At 60.2% G+C, this 14,550-nt stretch carries 17 protein-coding genes; 4 read left to right on the top strand and 13 right to left on the bottom strand.

The window, feature by feature from the left end; translation table 11 throughout:
- Positions 1-85 precede the first annotated feature (85 nt).
- Complete coding sequence (locus MAMT_RS09400) at positions 86-709, bottom strand: TetR/AcrR family transcriptional regulator (RefSeq protein ID WP_178087056.1); 624 nt, start codon at positions 707-709, stop codon at positions 86-88.
- A 78-nt stretch (positions 710-787) separates the two neighbouring features.
- Here MAMT_RS09400 and MAMT_RS09395 point away from each other — a divergent pair, with 78 nt between their 5' ends.
- From MAMT_RS09395 to MAMT_RS09385, 3 genes are all read left to right on the top strand, one after another.
- Positions 788-1,804, top strand: a complete 1,017-nt coding sequence (locus MAMT_RS09395) for an HlyD family secretion protein (protein WP_142660776.1) — start codon at positions 788-790, stop codon at positions 1,802-1,804.
- A 130-nt stretch (positions 1,805-1,934) separates the two neighbouring features.
- Entirely contained in the window at positions 1,935-3,761 is a 1,827-nt protein-coding gene (locus tag MAMT_RS09390; protein ID WP_142660775.1) for an ArnT family glycosyltransferase, read from the top strand.
- Positions 3,758-3,940: a hypothetical protein gene (locus MAMT_RS09385; RefSeq protein WP_142660774.1), complete on the top strand. Its 183-nt coding sequence runs from the start codon at positions 3,758-3,760 to the stop codon at positions 3,938-3,940. Before MAMT_RS09390 ends, MAMT_RS09385 begins: the two co-directional genes overlap by 4 nt.
- Before the next feature lie 28 nt (positions 3,941-3,968).
- Here MAMT_RS09385 and MAMT_RS09380 read toward each other — a convergent pair whose 3' ends face one another.
- Together MAMT_RS09380 and acpA are read right to left on the bottom strand one after the other, a co-directional pair.
- Positions 3,969-4,397 carry a bis(5'-nucleosyl)-tetraphosphatase gene (locus MAMT_RS09380; RefSeq protein WP_142660773.1) on the bottom strand — a complete coding sequence of 143 codons (429 nt, stop codon included), beginning with the start codon at positions 4,395-4,397 and terminating at the stop codon, positions 3,969-3,971.
- Positions 4,394-5,806 carry an acid phosphatase gene (gene acpA, locus MAMT_RS09375; protein ID WP_142660772.1) on the bottom strand — a complete coding sequence of 471 codons (1,413 nt, stop codon included), beginning with the start codon at positions 5,804-5,806 and terminating at the stop codon, positions 4,394-4,396. Before acpA ends, MAMT_RS09380 begins: the two co-directional genes overlap by 4 nt.
- 23 nt (positions 5,807-5,829) lie before the next feature.
- Here acpA and MAMT_RS09370 point away from each other — a divergent pair, with 23 nt between their 5' ends.
- Positions 5,830-6,375, top strand: a complete 546-nt coding sequence (locus tag MAMT_RS09370) for a hypothetical protein (protein WP_142660771.1) — start codon at positions 5,830-5,832, stop codon at positions 6,373-6,375.
- Here the strand turns inward: MAMT_RS09370 and coaD are convergent.
- The 10 genes from coaD to MAMT_RS09320 form a co-directional block, all read right to left on the bottom strand.
- Positions 6,365-6,865 carry a pantetheine-phosphate adenylyltransferase gene (gene coaD, locus MAMT_RS09365; RefSeq protein ID WP_142660770.1) on the bottom strand — a complete coding sequence of 167 codons (501 nt, stop codon included), beginning with the start codon at positions 6,863-6,865 and terminating at the stop codon, positions 6,365-6,367. The genes MAMT_RS09370 and coaD overlap by 11 nt on opposite strands.
- Entirely contained in the window at positions 6,862-8,127 is a 1,266-nt protein-coding gene (gene murA / locus MAMT_RS09360; protein ID WP_142660769.1) for a UDP-N-acetylglucosamine 1-carboxyvinyltransferase, read from the bottom strand. The genes coaD and murA overlap by 4 nt, the downstream gene beginning before the upstream one ends.
- Positions 8,120-8,947 carry a peptide chain release factor N(5)-glutamine methyltransferase gene (gene prmC, locus MAMT_RS09355; RefSeq protein WP_178087055.1) on the bottom strand — a complete coding sequence of 276 codons (828 nt, stop codon included), beginning with the start codon at positions 8,945-8,947 and terminating at the stop codon, positions 8,120-8,122. The genes murA and prmC overlap by 8 nt, the downstream gene beginning before the upstream one ends.
- Positions 8,944-10,059 (bottom strand): peptide chain release factor 1, encoded by a 1,116-nt coding sequence (gene prfA / locus MAMT_RS09350; RefSeq protein WP_342799833.1) that lies wholly within the window; start codon positions 10,057-10,059, stop codon positions 8,944-8,946. Before prfA ends, prmC begins: the two co-directional genes overlap by 4 nt.
- Positions 10,060-10,128: 69 nt before the next feature.
- Positions 10,129-10,380 carry a 50S ribosomal protein L31 gene (rpmE, locus tag MAMT_RS09345; RefSeq protein ID WP_142660767.1) on the bottom strand — a complete coding sequence of 84 codons (252 nt, stop codon included), beginning with the start codon at positions 10,378-10,380 and terminating at the stop codon, positions 10,129-10,131.
- 43 nt (positions 10,381-10,423) lie between these two features.
- Entirely contained in the window at positions 10,424-11,665 is a 1,242-nt protein-coding gene (gene fabF, locus MAMT_RS09340) for a beta-ketoacyl-ACP synthase II (RefSeq protein WP_142660766.1), read from the bottom strand.
- A 63-nt stretch (positions 11,666-11,728) separates the two neighbouring features.
- On the bottom strand, positions 11,729-11,983 hold the full coding sequence (locus tag MAMT_RS09335; protein WP_142660765.1) for an acyl carrier protein: 255 nt from the start codon (positions 11,981-11,983) through the stop codon (positions 11,729-11,731).
- 201 nt (positions 11,984-12,184) lie between these two features.
- A complete protein-coding gene (gene fabG, locus MAMT_RS09330) occupies positions 12,185-12,934 on the bottom strand; it encodes a 3-oxoacyl-[acyl-carrier-protein] reductase (protein WP_142660764.1) in 750 nt (249 codons plus the stop codon).
- Positions 12,912-13,844, bottom strand: a complete 933-nt coding sequence (locus tag MAMT_RS09325) for an ACP S-malonyltransferase (RefSeq protein WP_178087054.1) — start codon at positions 13,842-13,844, stop codon at positions 12,912-12,914. Before MAMT_RS09325 ends, fabG begins: the two co-directional genes overlap by 23 nt.
- Before the next feature lie 112 nt (positions 13,845-13,956).
- Positions 13,957-14,526, bottom strand: coding sequence for an NADH-quinone oxidoreductase subunit B family protein (locus MAMT_RS09320; RefSeq protein WP_142660762.1), 570 nt, complete (start codon positions 14,524-14,526; stop codon positions 13,957-13,959).
- Positions 14,527-14,550: the final 24 nt, after the last annotated feature.

Raw genomic sequence — 14,550 nt, 5'->3', positions numbered from 1 at the left:
TGCGGCCCGCCTTGCATCCAGGCCCATCCGCCGCGCCTCGGGTACGAACTTTGTGAGACATGCAGGCTACCTGCCCACCGGCAGTTTAAGAAGGTCGCGGGAAAAGCCCATAGAGAAAGAGGTCTACGAAGGCGTCGATCGGCTTGTTCCCCTCGGGCATTCGCTCGGCCTCCGGAAAGAGCGTCTGAACCACCAGATAGTGGAGGACAATGCCGGCGAAGGCACGTGCGGCCAGCATTGGGTCGACCGGGCGAATCACGCCCTCCCTATTCTTGGAGAGAAAGTAGGATCTGAGGTGCTGATTGAAAGTTTCGATATAAGCCTCGAAAAACATTCGGGAAAGATCGTGTCCTTCGAGGCCGCTGAAATAAAAGATCCGCAAGAATTGCGGATCTTCTTTCACGGAAGCGAACATTTGACGGGCAATCTCGCGAAGGACCGTTTCCATGCTTTCGCTCGCTTCGGCGGCCTGCCGTAGTCGATTCAGCAGAGGGATGAGCGTCGCGATTTTTTTCTCGATGATGGCAGCATAGAGCCCCTGCTTGTTCGGGAAGTGCCGGTAGATGAGCGCTTCGTTGACCTGCGCGAGATCAGCAATCATCCGAGTCGTCGTTCCCTTGAAGCCACGTGCCGCGAAGAGGGAGGTCGCCGCCGCGACAATCTTATCCCGGCTGCGTGAGATGCGAACCGGCTGAAGAGAGGTTGACATGAGAGGCCAGTGCCACATAAGTAATCACTTACATTTAGTCCACGTCAAGAGTGCTTTCCCTTGGGGAAGCATGGGGATATGGCACAGATTCGAAACGAAAACGAACCAGCCTCCGCGACGGCGACGAAACCGTCTCCTGAGCGAAGGGAGGAGTCGAGCAATCTCCCGACGCGCGGCGGGGGCCTCCGGTTACTTGCGTCGGTCATTCTCTTTGCCGTACTCGGGGGAATCGGGGCGGTGATCTCCCTGCGTTTTCTTATCTCCTTCCTTGCGAACGAGACGACGGACGACGCCTTTATCGCCGGCCATATCATCCGGGTTTCGCCCAAGGTGGCCGGGCATGTGGTGGGCTATCACATCGACGACAACATGGATGTAAAGAAGGGTCAGCCTCTGATTGAAATCGATCCGAGGGATTACCAGGCGCGGGTGGCTCTGGCACAAGCAAATCGTGATTGGGCCGACACGGAGTGGAAAAGAATGGCGCAACTCGTCCGTAGCGCGTCGGTTTCGCAGTTACAACTGGACGGCGCCTGGGCCGCGAAGCTCTCTACCGAAGCCTATCTCCGTCTCACCCAGCTGCAACTCGGCTATACGCAGTTGTTTGCTCCGGAAGAGGGACGGATTACGCAGCGGACCGTCGAAAAAGGCCAATACGTTCAGGTGGGCGAGACTCTCTTTTCGATCGTTCCTTCCCATGTCTGGGTGGTCGCCAACTATAAGGAGACCCAGGTGACCCTCATGCGCCCCGGACAGCCCGTTTTCTTTCGGATCGATGCCTATCCCGATCATCGTTACAAGGGGCACGTGGACAGCCTCCAGCGAGGCAGCGGGGCGCAGTTCAGCCTTCTGCCGCCCGAAAACGCGACGGGGAACTACGTCAAGGTCGTGCAGAGGGTTCCGGTAAAGATCCTTTTTGATGAGCCGATCCGGCCGGGGGAAACCGTTGGGCCTGGCATGTCGGTCGTCCCCTCGGTTCAGGTCCGCGAGATTTCGGTCGCGCCACTCTGGGAGCTCCTGGCGGCCGTGGCGGGAGTGTTTTTGGGGATTCTGCTCGCCTTCTTCCTTGCTAGGAGGCGGAAAAATGGTGCGTAACGCTAAAGCCTTCTCCACTCTTGCGATCCGCAGGGAAAACCCGCACGACCCAGGGCCGAAAGGCGGAACGAGATCGCTTCTTCCCTAGTCGATCGGATGGCTCGGGGCCACGGAACGAGGAAAGAATCGTTTGCATCGATTTCGATCGCTCTTCGGTCGCTTCTCCTTAGTCGCTTCGGGGAGCGGCGGTGCGGACGTCCTGGGACTTTTCGCTCTTTTGCTTCTCGGAGCTCTTTACGTCGCCGAGAGCGGGAGTCCGGTCATCCTCGATGATAACGAGGGGCTCTATGCGGGGGCCGCGCGCGAGATGCGCGCGCGAGGGGACTGGATCCTCCCCACGCTCGACGGAATGCCGAGATGCCAGAAGCCTCCCCTTCTCTATTGGTTGATCTTGCTGAGCACGAGCCTCTTCGGGGAAAACGAGTTTGCGGTGCGCCTGCCCCAGGCTCTCGCCGCACTCGCCTGGATGGCAGCCACTTATTCCTTCGGCGCTACCCTTGGAGGGCGTAGCCACGGGTGGATGGCCGCGCTGATCTTGGGCACGGCATTCGGCGCTTTCATCTTTGGCCATATCCTCATGCCGGAAATCTTCCTTGCGGCTTCGATTGCCTGGAGCTTCCTATTCCTCTGGAAGGCGTTCACAGAGGAGGAGAAGCGCTGGCAAGGGATCGGTTTCTGGTTGGCGATCGGCTTCGGCACGATAGCCAAGGGCCTTCATGCCCTCTTTTACCCCCTTGTGGTTTTAGGAATCCTTGGTCTCCTTTCCTGCCGGTGGCGGAAGGTCGCGGTCCGTCTCTTCCGATGGGAGGGAATCGCGCTGTTCCTTTGCCTGGTCATTCCCTGGTATCTGGTGATGGAACGGAGGCTCCCCGGCTTTCTTTTCGAGCAGTTCGGAAACGAGCAGTTCGGTCATGCTCTGAACCGTCGGATTCCGCCGGATGCGGGCACCGTCCGGCTACCCGTGTTTCTGAGCGAGCAGGCGATCTTTCTTCTGCCCTGGAGCCTCTTTGCCGCGGCACTCTGGTTGCCTCGTCGGAAGACAGCGCTCTCCCTCCCTGGGAATGAGAAGGCGGGAACCCTCTTTCTCGGGCTTTGGATTCTCGTCACTTTTCTTTCGCTGCTTCCCTCGTCCCTGCAGGACTACTACGCATTGAGCTGCTATCCGGCGCTTGCCCTCTTCTTGGCTCGGCCGTTCTGCACGGCGCAGGAAGAGCGGCCCGGTTGGACATTCTGGACTCCGTTTGCTCTGATCGCCGGGCTGGCGGCAGGAGCCGGAGTAGCGGCCATCGCCTTTTGGTGGAACACGGAGCTGGCGCAACCGGCGCTTGGCGCGGCCCCGGTCGAAGCGCGCGACACCTTTTTAGCGGCGATCTTGGGATTTCCTTTTCGCACATGGCGGGCGTTCGTTCCTCTTCTGCTATCGGCCAGCCTGAGCCTCTTTCTTGGGGGATTGGTGGGGCTCTCGCTTGCTCGGCGGGGGAAGCGGCTGGCAGCGGGGCTCTGCCTGGCTCTCGCGATGCTCTTACCCCTGGCAGACGCCGGGCGAGGGTTTCAGTTGTTGGAGGACTACTTCTCCTCCGTAAAGATTGCCCGGTATCTCAACGCGTTACCCGCATCGGAGCGGCGGATCGTCGCAGACGGAGAACCAAACTTCTTCTCGAGTCTCTTCTTCTATCTCCAAAACCGAAAGGAGAGCATCTACTGGGTGCACTCCACCTCGGCATCGTCCTTCGTGCTGCAAAGTTGGCCGGGAAGCCGCGAGCTTTATCTATCAGAGGAGGAGTTTTTAGAGTTCTGGCGTGAGGAGAAACCGGTCTATCTGATCTGCGAGCAGTCTGCGATGAACCGGTGGCAGCCGCTATTCGACAGGACAACCTCCTCCTGGAAAGCCGTTCTTGGTTGCGGAACGCGGGTCTTGGTCGTAAACCGTCGGGAAGCGGGGAAACCAATGCAATGAGGAGCCAACAGGAAATGGAAGAGGCGATTCGACTTTTCCAAGAAGAGGACGAGCGGTGGAGAGGCATCGTCGCTCAAATGTCCAAGGAAGAGCAGACGCAGTTTTACCTTGCCGTCGAAGAGGCGTCGGGACGCTGGATCGGATCGGAATCTCTCCTGGAGGATGATCCGGAAGATTAACCCGCCTGTTGAACGTTGTGAGGCAAGCTTAGCCGGTAAGCCGGCGATGGGCCCAGTCGAAAATCGGCAGGAGCCGTGGCGGCAGGAGATGGCGGGCCTCTTGGGCCTCCACCCAGCGAAATTCCTGATGCTCCGGCTTGCCGAGAGCGGGGTTGATGCCCAGCGTAATCATTGCGCTTGAGGTCTCGGCCAGGTAGTAACGGGCGACCTTTCTTCGGTCATAGACCTCCGTCTCCCGATACTCTTCTCCCCAGGGAAAGCGGAGCGTTTCGATTCCCGTTTCCTCGAAAACCTCTCGGCGGGCTGCGGCCAGAGGTGTTTCGCCCTGCTCTACTATGCCCTTGGGGAAATCCCAGTTGCGGAAGGCCCGAAGGAGCAGGTAGCGGGGTTCGCCGTGTTCCCATCGATAGACGATGACACCTGCGGAGAGGCGCAACGGGGGAAGGGGATCGCTCACGGCTGGTTTGCAGGTAGGCGAATGGCCTCGAGCAGATTGGTCGCGACCGCATCGCGATCCGAGAGCGGCTTCAAGCCGAAGCGATCTTCCAGGAAGCGGAGAAGGGAAGTGGTATCATAGGAATGGTGATCGACCCCGCCTTTTTCGGTGTAGGGCGAGACCAGCACGGCGGGAATTCGGGTGCCAGGCCCCCACCGGTCTCCCCGAGGCGGAGGAACATGATCCCAGAAGCCGCCAAACTCATCGTAGGTCAGAAGGATGACGCATCGTGACCAGTAACGGGAAGCTTGGATCGCCCGAATCAGGGAAATGACGTGCTTCTGTCCTTCTTCCACGCGGGCATATCCGGGATGCTCGCTGTTGATACCAAGGGGCTTGACGAAACAGACCGAAGGGAGACGTTCGCTCTGAAGATCGGCGAGGAAGTCCGTCTCGTCTTTTAGGTGAAGCGCTCGTTCCGGGGTCTCGGGGCCGTAGCGGGCAAAGTAGGCGAAGGGCTGGTGGTGGAACTGAAAGGTCGGAGCCGGCCGCCCGGAGATCGCATCCCGCCAACCGCCGGAGTACCAGGCCCAACTCACCCCCGCTGCGCTCAACCGATCGCCGATGGTCGGCATCGTCAGCGGTGGGAGAAGATGGTCCGTCGCGGTCGTCAAGCGGTGGGGGGCGCTTGCTCCTTCCACGGTTCCGACCACATAGCCATCGGGCGTCACTTTGCCGTCCCGCCGGAGCCCAACCAAACGGCCTCCTTCATCGAAGACGGGTTCGGCCACCCAGTCAGCCGGCGGGTGGGCCCAGGAAGGGGTTTGGGAAGCGACGAGCCACATATGGTTGAGGAAAGAGCCTCCGAAGACCGCCTGGAAAAAATGGTCGAGCACGGTGTAATCCCGGGCAAGCCGATAGATCGGCAGCCGCTCCGTCTCATAATATCCCATGGGGAGAGCGCCGGTCGTCCCCCATGCGACGTATCCGCTGGATACGCCGCCGGCGATTTGGAGTTGATTGCGATAGAACGAATGAATCGGGTCTGGAATCGCCTCGGTCAAGGAGACGTACCGAAGAAGGGGAAAGGGCCGGTTGGGGAGGTGTGCGGGAAAGCGTGGGTCACGCCTATTGTCTTGCAGGACCGGCGGAAGCTGGGAGTAGGGGAGTCCCGAACGATCGACCTGCACCCCTTCCCCCGGAATCTTGGACATCCCGTCAGCGCCGGGAAACTCCCCAAAAAGATTATCGAAGCTGTGGTTTTCCTGGTAAAGGAGGATCACGTGGTCGATTGGGATCGATGGGGCGGGAGCCGCTTCCGCCGGACAGATGCCCGTCAGGAGCAGGCCCGCCATCATGCCGCCGAGGCGCAGAAGGGAGAGCGGAGCAGACCGGCTGGCTGCCGGTTCGGCGGAATCGGCGAAATGCATCACTCGGAGCACGCGAAATGAGCATGGAGAAAAGGCACCGGAAAAGCAAGGGCGTGGGCGTCGGCCGCTCTTTCCTGCCAGGGCCCCGCTGGGTTGCCGGGTGGATCGTCATCGGGGGCTTGGGGCCGGTGTCTGGATTCGGTCAGTCGGCGCCGTCGCCGCAAGTACGAGATCTTCCTCCTCTCCGCATGCATGGAGAGGCCAACTTGCAGGGTCCGATTCCCGAAATACGGGCGCCGATCGAGAGGTTTTTTAAAGATCTTCTCGAGGGAGAAATTCAAAGGGCGTTCCAAGAACTCCTCGTCGCCAGCCGTCTCAGCAGCCGGCATGACAACGTCTCGGTCCTCATGGACAAGACCGCGCAAGCGTTTACCTATTACGGCAAAGCGACCGGCTTTGAGCCGTACGATACACGAGCGATCGGCAGCCGCCTCTTCGTGGTGACCTATCTGTTGGACCTGGAGCTTCAGCCGCTGCGCTGGCGCTTTGTCTATTATCGCCCCGAGGCGGCTTGGAAACTCATCGACATTCGGGTAGATGACGCCTTGGACGATCTGATCAACCACTGAATCCGCTCAGCAGCTTCTTGTGCAGAGCCTCCTCCACCGTCTTGGGTACGAAGCAGGAGACCGATCCTCCCAGGCGGGAGATTTCTTTGACGAGCGACGAACTGAGGTAGATGAACGAGTCTCTTGGCATCAGGAAGACCGTCTCGATGGTCGGCGCGATCTTCCGGTTCATGAGCGCGAGCTGAAACTCGAATTCAAAATCGGAAACCGCTCGTAACCCGCGGATGATGGCGTGAATCCCTCGCTCCTTGGCGAATTGCACGGTGAGCGCATGAAAGGGGAGGACGGGTACGGGGCGGGAGAAGGAGGCGACCGCTTCTTCGACGAGCCGCACACGTTCGGCGAGAGGGAAAAGGGGCGTCTTGGTCGATTGCGCGGCCACGCCCACGACCACTTCCTCGAAGAGGGCTTGCGCCCGCTCGATGATGTCGAGATGGCCGAAGGTGATCGGGTCGAAGGTGCCCGGGTAGAGTGCCTTGGGGGGAGTCATGACGATACCCGTTGCCGTTCGACATCGGCCCCGACGGCGCGCAGCTTGGCGTCGATCCGCTCGTAGCCGCGGTCGATATGATACACGCGGTTGACGATTGTGGTGTTTTCCGCCTGGAGCCCGGCAAGGACGAGGGCCGCGGAAGCGCGTAGATCCGATGCCATGACCGGAGCACCGCTTAGTCGGGCGACTCCGTCGATGAGGGCCACGTTTTCCGAGAGATCCACGCACGCACCCATGCGCTTGAGCTCGCTGATGTGCATGAAGCGATTCGGGAAGATGTCATCCGTAATCTTGCTCCGTCCGGGAACGGTCGCGGCCAGTGCGCAAAACTGTGCCTGCATGTCGGTCGGGAAGCCCGGATAGGTGCTCGTCCTGAGTTGAAACGGGCGCAAAGGGGCTTTCGCAGAGATACGAAGGCCGCTCTTCTCCGCTTCCACGGAGACCCCGGCTTCCCGCAAAGCGGAGAGCGTACTCTGCATCTGTTCGACCGGAGCTTCTTCGAGTAGGAGATCGCCTCGGGTGATGGCCGCTGCTACCGCGAAGGTTCCGGCCTCGATCCGATCCGAGATGACCGTGTGTTCCGCGCCATGCAACCGGTCGATCCCCTCGATCTCCAGGAGGCCCGTCCCCTCTCCCCGAATTCGTGCCCCCATGGAGCGGAGAAAGGTCGCCAGATCGCCCACTTCGGGTTCCGAGGCGGCGTGCTCGATGATGGTGGTTCCGCGCGCGAGGCATGCGGCCATCATCACGTTGGCTGTTCCCAGGACCGTGGATCCGTGAGGGCCTCGAAGGGAGAGCCGGCTGCCGACGAGGCCGGGCGCTTCGGCAACGACGTATCCCTTGGAAAGGGTGATCCGGCTCCCCAGCGCTTCCAGTCCCCGGAGATGAAGATCGATCGGCCGATCGCCGATCACGCATCCCCCGGGCAGGGAGACTTTGGTTCGGCCGCAACGGGCGAGGAGCGGGCCAAGGACGCAAACCGAGGCGCGCATCCGGCGGACTAAATCGTACGGGGCCTCCCACGCGATCTTCCGTGCCTCTACGATCACCGTGCCCGGAGAAAAGGAGACCTCTGCACCGAGATAGCGCAAGATGTCGAGCATGGTGCGGATATCGCTCAGATCGGGGACCCCATGGAGAACGCACCGCTCCCCCGTCAAAAGAGTCGCGGCCAGAATAGGAAGCGAAGAGTTTTTGGAGCCGCTGATGGGAATGGATCCTCGAAGAGCGTTTCCTCCACGAATGGCAAATTTATCCATGAGATTCTCCGATCACGATGCGATCCATCCCCGAACAGTCTTGTAGCGATCCCGACCAGGAAAAACCAGCTTGCTCGAGAAGTCCGCGCACCGGATCCGCCTGATGGTCTCCCACCTCCAGGACGATTGCACGGCAACGGCCGGCGGCCTGAGTAATCAGCGAGCGAATGAGAAATAATCCATCGGGCCCCCCATCCAGCGCCTTGCGGGGTTCGCGCTGTACATTTTTCGGCAGTTGAGCCAGAAAGCTCGTGGGAATGTAAGGAAGGTTGGCGGCGATTAAGGCAAACTCTGCTTCCGGCATGGGCTTGAGCAGGTCTGCTCGATAGAGGGAGAGATTCGGCAAGCCTTGCGCGTTGGCCTCGGCAACGGCAAGAGCGCGGGGATCGATGTCCGAGCCGTAGACATGACGGCCGGATGCTCTGCGCGCCAGAGAGATGGCCAGCGCTCCGCTCCCGGTCCCGACGTCCAGGACCGGACCAGGAGGCAGGGTCTCCACGAGTCGAGCGGCGACCTCCAACAAGAGTTCGGTCTCGGGCCGGGGGATCAGCGTAGAGGGGGTGACTCGGAAGCGCTGACCGGCAAAGTCGACATACCCCAGGACGTAAGCAAGCGGTTCTCCCTCGGCGCAGCGAGCGGTCCATGTTTGGATTCGGCGGAGGCAAGCGGAAGGGATCGGCTCGTCTCGCTCCGCATAGAGCGAGAGTGGTGCGACGCCGAGGGCTTCGGCCAAGATCCATTGCGCCGTGCTACGGGGAGATTCGGCGTCAGCCTGGGTCAAGCGGTCGATCGTTTGCCGTAGTAGTCCGAGCCGGGTCACGGTGTCGCGCGCGAGGAGGCCGCCGCTTCTTCCACGGCAAGGCGCGCTTCCATCTCCTTTGCCGCTAAGACTTCGAGGAGCGATTCGATGTTTCCTTCCAAAACGGAAGCCAGACCGTGCAACGTGACCGGGATTCGGTGATCGGTGACTCGGTCCTGGGGAAAATTATAGGTGCGGATTTTCTCATGACGGTCTCCGCTGCCGATGAGGCCGCGCCGTTCGGAAGAGAGGCGGGCCCTTTCTTCCTGCTGTCTTTGTGCGAGGAGTCGCGTACGCAGAATGGTGATCGCCTTTTCTCGATTCTTGATCTGCGATCGGCCCTCTTGGCAGCGGACGATCAGCCCAGTGGGAATGTGGAGAACCTGGACAGCCGAATCGGTGGTGTTCACTCCCTGGCCTCCGGGGCCTCCCGCTCGGCAGACCTCAATTCTAAGCTCCTCAGGCTTGAGGACAACGTCGACTTCTTCCGCTTCCGGAAGAATGGCCACCGTCGCCGTCGATGTGTGGATGCGGCCTTGCGATTCGGTGGCCGGCACCCGTTGCACCCTGTGTACCCCGCTTTCGAAGCGAAGCTGCCGGTAGGCTCCTTCGCCCGAAATCTCCGCGATGATCTCTCTTAGGCCTCCCAACTCGCTGGGAGCAAGACTGATGGGAGCAAGTCGCCAGCCACGTTTTTCCGCATAGCGGCTGTACATGCGGTAGAGATCCGCTGCGAAGAGAGCGGCTTCATCCCCCCCTGTACCCGCTCGAATTTCCAGCACGGTGTTCCGAGACTCGTTTTCGTCTGCCGGCAGGAGCGCCAATAAAAGTTGCCGATGCGCGTCCTGCGCCGCTTGTCGCGCCTGGACCAGTTCCTCCTCCGCCAGTTGGTGAATCTCAGGATCTTCCGATTCCCGGAGCAGGGCTTCGAGCGAGGCAACCTTCTCCTGGGAGGAGACCCAAAGCTCGTGCTGCGCGAAAACCTCCTTCAAGCGGGCATGCTCGCGGGTCAGCTCAGCGGCCCGCCCGGGCTGGGCATAGATCCCGCCTTGGGAGAGGATCTCCTCAAGCTCGTCGTATCGCTCGCGCAGATTAGAGACGTAGCCGCTCAGGTCCATAAGGAAGCCCGACAAGGAAATACCCTACGTCTTCGCGCTCGTCCAAAGGAGCGGAAGAGGAAGGAGAGGAAGAGAAAGCAGGCGCTATTTCTTGGTCTTCTTAGCCGTGCGGGAAGCGGTTCCCGCCAAGTCCGGCATCTTGTTTCCAAAGCGGCGCATGAACTTTTCCACCCTTCCTGCCGTGTCGATGAGCTTTTGCTGTCCCGTAAAGAGGGGATGGCAGGAAGAGCAGATTCCGAGCCGAAGCCGATTCTTGGTGGATCGAGTATGATAGACGGCGCCGCAGGCGCAGGTCATCGTGGTCTCCCCATACTCGGGGTGGAGGTTTGCCTTCATGATGCGATGTTGTCTTTCAATTCGAAACTTTTGGTCGAAACTTTTATTGGAACTTTGCCACGACCAGAGAAGCGTTGTGGCCGCCGAAGCCGAAGGAGTTGCTCATGGCTACTCGCAAAACACTTTCTCTCGCCTGAGAGGGAACGTGATGAAGATGGCACGCCGGGTCGGGATTGTCCAGGTTGATTGTCGGAGGAATCAGTTGGGCTTCCAAAGCTTGCAGGCAGAGGATGAGTTCCACCGCTCCGGCGGCTCCCAGGCAGTGGCCGGTCATCGATTTGGTCGCGCTGACGGGAACGTCCTTTGTGTGAGCGCCAAAGACGCTCTGGATGGCCAGGGCTTCGCAGAGGTCGCCTTGCTGGGTCGAGGTCGCGTGGGCGTTGATGTAGTCGATCTCCTCCGGCGTTTTGCCGGCGCGCTTGAGCGCGGAAATCATCGCTCGTGCGGCGCAGCTCCCGTTGGGATCTGGGGAGGTAATGTGGGAAGCGTCCGCGGAAAGTCCGTATCCGATGATCTCTCCCAGGATGGAGGCGTTCCGCTTCTTGGCGTGCTCGAGCTCCTCCAACACAACGATTCCCGCTCCCTCGCTCAAGACGAAACCGTCTCGGTCCCGGTCGAACGGCCTCGACGCCTTTTGAGGTTCGTCGTTGCGAAGGCTCAGGGCCTTCATGTTGGCAAAGCCGGATAATCCCAGAGGAACCACTGCGGCCTCGCTCCCTCCGGCAAGGATGACTTCCGCCTCGTGGTCCCGGATCAGGCGCCAGGCTTCCCCGATACAGTGAGACGCGGTGGCGCAGGCGGTGACGACGCAAAAATTGGGGCCCTGGCAGCCAAATTCGATCGCAATCATTCCCGAAGCGATGTTGGTGATCATCATCGGGATCATGAGAGGTGACGTCCGCTTGGGGCCTTTTTGCAGCAGCACCGTATGCTGATCCTCGAGGGTTTTCAGCCCTCCGATGCCCGAGCCGACGATCACGCCGACCCGGGAAGGGTCTTCGTTTTCGATGAGCAACCCCGAGCGGCGTACCGCCTCTTTTGCTGCAGTCATCGCCAGTTGGGAATACCGATCGGCCCGCCGAGCTTCCTTCGGATTGCGAAAAGCCTGGCTGAGGTCGATGCCGCGAACCTCACCTGCGATGAGACAGTCGTATCCGGCCGTATCAAAAGCCGTTACGCGGCCGATCCCGCTGCGTCCGTTTCGTACGCTCTCCCAAAGAGCGTCGGTATCGTTGCCGTTCGGCGTTACGGCTCCGAACCCAGTCACCACGACCCGGCGTGTCATGCGAGAAAAGAGGGCCGGGAATCCCAGGAGAGACAAGCAGAATGGCGAAAGAGGATCACGGTCTTAGCTTTCTTCCTCCACGTGCTCTTCAATGTATCGGACGACGTCACCCACTCTTTGGAGCTTTTCCGCTTCTTCGTCCGGAACTTCAACGTTAAATTCCTCCTCAAATGCCATGACCAACTCCACTGTGTCCAGGGAGTCGGCCCCGAGATCTTCGATAAATTTCGCCTTGGGCGTCACCTGCTCCGGATTGACTCCGAGCTGTTCGACGATCATTTCTTTTACGCGTTCTTCGATTGATTTCTTTTCTGCCATAATATCCAGTCTCCTTCGAGTTCGAGGCTAGTTAGGAACGGAATCGTGATTTGGCAACTAAAAAGTCACCGGCATAGCCGGCAACCATCGCCTCCGTCCAAAATCCTCCAGATGGGACGGCCCCCATTGCCGGCCGGTCTTTCTTTCCTTGTCCATTGTCATTCACGCGCCATCTTCTCGTCGCTATTTCCGAGAGCCGGGTCAAGCCAGAAGCCCGCCATCGACGATGAAAACCTGACCAGTGATGTAATTCGATTCGGGCCCGCAGAGAAAACCGACGAGTCCAGCCACCTCCTCGGCCTGACCGAAACGTCTCAGCGGGATCTCTTCCAGCAGCTTGGCGCGGACCTTTTCGGGCAGGTTCTTGGTCATGTCGGTTTCGATGAAGCCGGGGCATACGGCGTTGGCAGTAATGCCTCGGGAGGCAAGCTCTCGAGCGATTGACTTCGTCAAGCCGATCAAGCCCGCCTTGGATGAGGAGTAATTGGCTTGTCCTGGATTCCCGATGAGGCCCGACACCGATGATATATTTACGATTTTTCCGGTACGACGTTCGAGAAAGTGGCGGCTATAGGCGCGAATCCACAAAAAGGCGCCTTTGAGATTGGTGTCGAGCACGAGATCCCAGTCTTCGTCGGACATGCGAGCGGCCAGTCCGTCCCGGGTGACTCCTGCGTTGTTCACGAGGAGATCAACCTGTCCAAAATCCCGGAGAATGCTTCGACTCGTTTCATCCACCTCTTGCTTGAGGCGGACGTCCGTTCCATACCCCTTCGCTTTTCCGCCGAGGCCGACGATTTCTCCCGCAGTTGCTTCCGCATCCGACGCCTTTCGGCTGACACAGGCGACGGCTGCGCCCATCTGTCCCAGTCGAAGCGCAATGGCTTTTCCGATGCCGCGGCTGGCGCCAGTTACAACGGCGACCTTGCTAGTGAGCGAGTTCGTGCTCATGAGATTGTAAATCCTGAACTGTAGTGAGGGCGATCCCCTGGGCCCCTGAGTCGATCCGGCGCAACAAGCCAACGAGAATCGGGCGAGGGCCGATCTCCACGAACTGATGAATGTGGCAATCGAGCATGCTCCGGATACAATCCTCCCAGCGTACGGAGCCCGTCACCTGGTCGGCCAGGCTTCGGCGGATCTCCTCCCGTTCCCGCACGGGTCGGCCGAGATAATTCGAATAGACGGGGATGCGGGGAATTTCCAGCGGAAAGTCTTGAAGAAAGGTTTTCAACTCCTCTGCCGCCTTTCGCATGAGTCGGGAATGAAACGCTCCCGAAACGTCCAATGGGACGACCTTGCGCACATTCCGCTTGGCGGCCAGTTCCGGAACGAGGCTTAACCCTTGGAGCGTTCCGGAGAGCACGATTTGACCGGGAGCATTGTAGTTGGCGACATCCACTTGGGCCTCGCGGGCGATCTCCTCCGCCGCGCTTCGGTCCGCCCCGATCAGTGCGACCATGGAACCAGAAGATTCTTCCGCAGCCTTCTGGATCGCCGCAGCTCGCGTGCGCACCAACCGGAGACCATCGTGAAAAGAAAAGGTGCCCGCGACCGCGTGGGCCGTAAGCTCGCCTAAGGAAAGCCCGCCGACTGCCGAAAAGCGGAAAGCCGGGAGACGCTTTTGGAGTAAGGAGAAAAGGGCAAAGCCATGAACGAAAAGAGCGGGCTGAGCGGCGACGGTCTCCGTCAGGGCTTCTGCAGGGCCGGTAAAGGAGAGCGAACAAAGCGGCATCTGGAGCACCCCTTCCGCCTCCTCGTAAAGACGACGCAGGTCGGGATCGATCTCGCACAGGTCTTTCCCCATGCCGACCTCTTGGGCGCCCTGGCCGTCGAAAAGAACTGCTCGATGCGATTCCACTGAAGGGCCTCTTTCCTGAAGAGGATCGCTACCATTGCGGTCCATGGTCCTCACGCCAAGCTTTTTTTCTCTCGCCGCTCGCAGTTCCTTTGCCGCCGACCCTCTGCTTCCTTCAACGCCGGCCGGGCTTCCCGATACTTTCCAAAAGGGCGAGAAGGCCCGCCAGGAGATCCTGTGGCCGGGGCGGACAGCCGGGAATCGTCAGGTCGATCGGAATGACGGCACTTGCGGGTCCGACGCAGGCATAGCTCTTAGAAAAAAGGCCGCCCGTAGCGGGGCAATCTCCTACCGCCACTACCCATTTCGGGTCGGGGATCGCCTGATAGGTACGTTTGAGCGCTTCGCGCATGTTTCGGGTCACGGCACCGGTCACGAGCAGCACGTCCGCATGGCGGGGGGAGGCGACGAAACGAAGGCCGAAACGCTCCAAGTCGTAAAAGGGATTTTGGAGGGCGTGGAGTTCGAGCTCGCAGCCGTTGCAGGAGCCCGCATCGACGAGCCGGAGGGCGAGGCTTCGCCCGAGCCTCTGCCTCGCTCCTTCCTGGACCCGGAGGCCGAGTTCCCGAACCAGGGTTTCGTCGACGGGCGGCGGGGGCTCGGGAAGTCCTGAGCGGATCAAGCCGAAAAGGGTCGGACGGCGAGGGCGGGGAGAAGAGGCGGAGCGGGGTTGGTCAGAGGTCATGGCCGGCATACGAGCAGTTGAAGG

The sequence above is a fragment of the Methylacidimicrobium tartarophylax genome, assembly GCF_902143375.2.
In the GTDB taxonomy this organism is placed as follows: Bacteria; Verrucomicrobiota; Verrucomicrobiia; order Methylacidiphilales; family Methylacidiphilaceae; genus Methylacidimicrobium; species Methylacidimicrobium tartarophylax.
This window is presented reverse-complemented; position numbering and strand designations above follow the sequence as displayed.

What these genes read in the sequence shown, in the direction of transcription:
- MAMT_RS09335 (WP_142660765.1), bottom strand. Translation starts at nt 11,983, where the DNA reads ATGGCAGAAAAGAAATCAATCGAAGAACGCGTAAAAGAAATGATCGTC.
- MAMT_RS09370 (WP_142660771.1), top strand. Translation starts at nt 5,830, where the DNA reads ATGGAGAAAAGGCACCGGAAAAGCAAGGGCGTGGGCGTCGGCCGCTCT.
- MAMT_RS09395 (WP_142660776.1), top strand. Translation starts at nt 788, where the DNA reads ATGGCACAGATTCGAAACGAAAACGAACCAGCCTCCGCGACGGCGACG.
- MAMT_RS09320 (WP_142660762.1), bottom strand. Translation starts at nt 14,526, where the DNA reads ATGACCTCTGACCAACCCCGCTCCGCCTCTTCTCCCCGCCCTCGCCGT.
- fabF (WP_142660766.1), bottom strand. Translation starts at nt 11,665, where the DNA reads ATGACACGCCGGGTCGTGGTGACTGGGTTCGGAGCCGTAACGCCGAAC.
- fabG (WP_142660764.1), bottom strand. Translation starts at nt 12,934, where the DNA reads ATGAGCACGAACTCGCTCACTAGCAAGGTCGCCGTTGTAACTGGCGCC.
- coaD (WP_142660770.1), bottom strand. Translation starts at nt 6,865, where the DNA reads ATGACTCCCCCCAAGGCACTCTACCCGGGCACCTTCGACCCGATCACC.
- MAMT_RS09385 (WP_142660774.1), top strand. Translation starts at nt 3,758, where the DNA reads ATGAGGAGCCAACAGGAAATGGAAGAGGCGATTCGACTTTTCCAAGAA.
- rpmE (WP_142660767.1), bottom strand. Translation starts at nt 10,380, where the DNA reads ATGAAGGCAAACCTCCACCCCGAGTATGGGGAGACCACGATGACCTGC.
- acpA (WP_142660772.1), bottom strand. Translation starts at nt 5,806, where the DNA reads ATGCATTTCGCCGATTCCGCCGAACCGGCAGCCAGCCGGTCTGCTCCG.
- murA (WP_142660769.1), bottom strand. Translation starts at nt 8,127, where the DNA reads ATGGATAAATTTGCCATTCGTGGAGGAAACGCTCTTCGAGGATCCATT.
- MAMT_RS09400 (WP_178087056.1), bottom strand. Translation starts at nt 709, where the DNA reads ATGTCAACCTCTCTTCAGCCGGTTCGCATCTCACGCAGCCGGGATAAG.